This is a genomic window from Paramuribaculum intestinale (genome assembly GCF_003024925.1).
Taxonomy (GTDB): domain Bacteria; phylum Bacteroidota; class Bacteroidia; order Bacteroidales; family Muribaculaceae; genus Paramuribaculum; species Paramuribaculum intestinale.
Map to the genome: position 1 here is coordinate 1 of NZ_PUED01000177.1, position 4,658 is coordinate 4,658.

The 4,658-nt window shown below is 59.9% G+C and carries 1 protein-coding gene; it reads right to left on the reverse strand.

The annotated features are described in order from the left end of the window. Positions 1-92: 92 nt before the first annotated feature. Positions 93-4,616 carry a hypothetical protein gene (locus C5O24_RS10875; protein WP_107681818.1) on the reverse strand — a complete coding sequence of 1,508 codons (4,524 nt, stop codon included), beginning with the start codon at positions 4,614-4,616 and terminating at the stop codon, positions 93-95. Positions 4,617-4,658 lie beyond the last annotated feature (42 nt).

Genomic DNA, 4,658 nt, shown 5'->3' on the forward strand with positions numbered 1-4,658 from the left:
GTCGTAGACCACCGACCTTTGTAAGCCCCCCTGAAAAACGCAGAGGGCGCTGTGCCCATCGGCACAGCGCCCTCCGTCTATAGGATGATCGTTCAGATTCTCACCTTCACGGCCTTGCCGTCGGGAGTGCGCACGATGTAGATACCGCTTGCAAGACCGGTCGGCCGCACGCGGCGTCCGGCGATGTCATACACCTCCGAACCCGCCGGAGCCACGATGTCGTTGCCCTCGGCACGCACCGACTCCTGACGATCGGCGTCCACGTCCTCGATGCCGGTCACCACAGGCACCACCCACACGTTGGTCTCGTAGGTCTGGCTTGCCGGACGGCCGCCTATCACCATCACCGCGATGATCACGCCGCTCTCCTTCATCACCACCGGACCGTCATATCTGACGCCCTCGCCGGGGAGCTTCTTGCCAGCCTCGGTAGTGTAGTAGATAGTGCCGCCGGCCACCGGGGTCACAGCCTCGATCGTCACCTTCACGAAGCCCTCTTCGGTCACCTCCTGGCTGAACTGCAGGCTGTTGCCTGTAGTCTCGATGTCGTCGGGAGTAGCCTCCTTCACCATCACCAGCATACGGCTGACAGGGCCGCGGCCCATGCCCGGAGCCTTGGCGCACGCATATAGCATCGTCTCCTCCTCGAATGTCAGCTTCTGGCCGGCGGTGTAGCGCTTGTCGCAGCCGGCGGTGCCGGTGGAATACCATATCTCCGATCCGGCGGCAGCGGTGATGGTCACAGTGGTCATGCCCGGCTCGGCGTTGACGCTGAACTCCACGTCGCCGCTCATCGTCGCCGGAGTGAGTATCACGTGAGTGTGGTCGCTCTCGGCCATGCCCTCGGCCTGCGACTTGGCGTGGATCTTCTCCTGGCCGGTGATTATGAACGGACGCTGATACGTGTACCACGTAGCCTTGCTCTCGTCCGTCTCCTCGCTTTCGAGCCAGTAGTAGATCGTGGCGTTGTGGCCGGTGGTGGAGAGGCTCACCTCGGTCATGCCGTTGAACGTGGCGCGTATGTCGCCGTTCTCGTCGGTCACGGGTTCTTCAGCCAGATTGGTCATTTCGGCGGTCACGGGAGCGGAGCGGGTCACGCGCACGGCGCTCATCGGCCAGAACTCCACGGTCGACTCCACAGTCGGCTCGCTGTCGGCATCCTCCGGGTCGGAGGGCACGGTGCGTAGCTCGCCGAGCATCACGAAGCCGGTGATGTTGTACGTCTCGCCGTCCTGAAGCGTCTCGCCCGTGGGATTCCCCTCGGCGTCGGTCACCTCTACCTCGCCCAGCAGACCCGCCATCAGCGGATGCGTCTGACCGTCCGACAGCTCGGTGATGGTCCATTCCCCGCTTCTGCCGCCGGCCGCGTTGACGCGGACGTTGCTTATCCTTACCAGACGGCGGGCATTGGCGGCCGATATGCTGCTCACCTCGTCGGGAGTGGCTTTGATTACGCTCTCGCCGTCATCGGCCACGTTGCCGAACGTATGCTCATAGCCGGTGGCCACGGCCATGCGGTTGCCGTACTCGTCCACCTTGTAGCCCACGGTAAATCCTTTCAGATACTGTCCCGGCTTTACGGCCATGTTGCCCCAGCCGCCCTCGCGGTAGATAGGCAGGTAGTGGCCCACGCTTCCGGCCACAAACAGGTAGTCGCCACCCTTGGCCACAGCCTTGACGCTTGAAGTGAAGCGGTAGGCGTTACCCTCGCGGGCGGTGTTGAGGAAATTGAGGATATATTGCACGTCGTTGCTCTGCTTGCGGAAGCGGCGCACCACCACGTCGCTCGGAGTCATGCCCGGATAGGAGGCGAAGGCGCGTATCTCCACGTCGTGGTCGGCGAGTTTCAGCTCGTCGGCGCCCTCTTCGTATTCATGGCGCGAGCCGAGATTCTGAAGCGGGTCGAGGCCGTCGATCGAATAGTGGATCGTCACCTTGTTATCCTCCGACTCATTGATGGCGGCTCCGTCGGTAGTGAACTTCACGGCATCCATCTTTATTGTGCCGGCCACAAACGGCTGCTCCGTCAGGGTCTTGTCGGCGATTCCGTCGAGATACACCTCCGGCATCGCCACCTTGGCCGAGCCTTCGAAGCTCAGCAGGGCGAAGGAGAATGTCTTGTCGGTGCCGTTGTCGGAGTCGAGAAGCACCACGCCCGTCAGATCGAAGCCGGTGTTCTCGGCGTAGGCCTCGGCGAAACCCGAGCGGCGGAACACGTCCATCCTCATACGCGGCGTGCCGTCGATCTGCAGAGTGTAGTTGTAGGGATACTCCTCGCGGTCGGCGCCGGTGTTGGTGGTGCGCTTCACCTCCACGCCCTTCAGTGTCACCAGGCGCATGCGGTGGATTTCCTCGAATAAGAAGTTGTCGGTCGGAGCGGCCTGGATCTCTTCAGGGGCGAAGCTGTAGGCGGCGTCGTGTTTATCCACCTTGAAAGTGCGTGCAAAGCCTGTCGATTCGCTCAGCAGGTTGCCGTTCTTGTGCTGAGGGTGTATCGCGAAGCCGGTGATCACGTCGTTTTTCTGCAGCGGGCGGGCCTCGCCGCCGGCGGGATCAGCCACGAGGACATCCCAGCCGTTGGAGTTGTGAATCAGCATCCGGTGCATGTGCTCGTCCTCGATCAGCTCGGCCATGGGACTGTCGTTGTAGTCGCGCACATAGAGATATTCCGGAGTGATCTCCTCGACGATGGCCTTGCCGGTCATCTGGTAGTATTCGGTCTGCCCCTCATCAGGGTTGGCAAAGTTGGCAAATTCCTTGGTCTTGAACTCCTCGATCGAGGCTACCTTCTCCGGCGTGTGGAATATGAATTTCACCTTGGCCGGGTTAAGGCTTTTCATGCCGTTGAGTTCGCTCCAGATCACGCGCTTCACTGTGTTGTTGCTGCCGGTCGGGCGCTTTATGGTCAGAGTGTTGTTTGTGATCGGTTGGGTGTTGTTCCCTTCTTCGTTCGACGCCCAGCAGAACTTCGACTCGCCGTGGGCGTTGCCCGTGATCGTGAGCTTCACCTCGTCGCTGATGGCGTTGACGGCTACGAATCCGTCGGCGTCAGGCTGCCCGCTGATCGGGTTGGGAGCCGACAGATTGGGAGTGCCGGGGCACTGCAGGGTATTCTCCGTGGTCAGCAGAGCGAGCTGGCCGTTGAGCTGACCCACGAAACCGGTGGCGGCGAAGAGCTTAGTGCCCCCCTTGTCGGCTATGGCGGCCACCTTTTCCATATCATCCTGGAAGTCGTAGCCCTCCACCTTCAGACGGCTGTAGAGAGTCAGTTCGGTGCCGTCGGCGGTACGCACGCGGTTGCTGCCGAGCCATGTCAGCGAGCGCAGACGCATCTTGCGGTTGAAGTTGTCTACGCCGACGGTTGGCTGCTCCAGTATGTCGGCCGGAGCCTTGCCCACAGTCGCCCATCCCTCTGTGGCTTCACTCGCCGGCAGATAGTCTGTATAGTCCTCCGAACCGGGAGTCACCCATATCTCGGGCATCTTGTTCCCGTCGCCTGTGATGCTGTGGTAATATATGCGGCCTATCACGTCGCCCTTGATCAGGCGCGTCTTAGTGCCACCCTCGGTGTCGGCATACTCCTCCAGTATCTTCGGCATCGACTGTGCGTTGACCACAAGTTTTATCGGGTTGCCCAACTGGTCCATCAGATACACGTAGTAGGTCTTCTTGCTGTTGACGGCAGCGGCGTCGGTCTCATACACGCCCATCACCTTCATTCCGTAGGCGTCGTCCTGTGTGAGTCTCACCAGAGCCTGCTGTGCGGGGCGCGCGTTCAGGTCGTTGAGCTTGTAGTCATCCACATGGATCGGCTCCACGTCGAGCATGGCCCATTCGCCCGGAAGAGTGTGGGCCTTGTCGTTCTGTCTCACGTAGAGGCGTCCCGCCTTGCCGGCGTCCGCTCCACTGCTGCCGAGAGCTATGACGCTTGTCTGATCCTGATTCTGAATCTCTGTGATCGGCGCGTTGCCCGGATCCGATCCCGGCCACGGCTTGCCATCCTCGGCTGCCACGAAGCAATACTCTATCGAGTAGCCGGGGCTGCTCTTTGTTGCCACTATCGAGCTGCTGCCCATATAGCTCAGGCTCGCCACACCGCCGCGGTCATTCCACGTGCCCTTGGCGCCACCCTCTACATTGAGCTTCAGCCCCGGAGCACCCGGCGCCTTCCGCACAAGCTTCACAGTCAGCACATCGCTGACGGTATATAGTTCCGAATTCGGATCCGATTCATTGGAGCCTCCTGAGCTTGTGCCGGTAATGCTTGTCGCGCGCAGGTGCAGGTAGATCTCATTATATCCAGTGAACAGACCTGTTTGATTGACATCTTTATTGCTCAGTGCAACCCATTTGTGTTGGTCCACATATATTCCACCCCAATTCTGTTGGCTTGCAAATGTGTTTACGCGATAAAACTTGGCGTCATCAGTCAAGGTTTCGTTGCTCGTAAGCGCATATTCAATGAAAGCCGACTGAGGCTCGTGGATCTCTCCATGTCCTATGCCGGTATACGAGTTGGCGTATGCTTTTGCCATTTCAAGCACCACCTTGTCGTTTTCCAGTGTGATAATGCCGCTGTTGTTGTAGTTGGCGAAGTCATCGGGGTACAACCGCATAGCTCCTCCTGTTTGACTTGGCAGTTTGTATGTGAACGATTG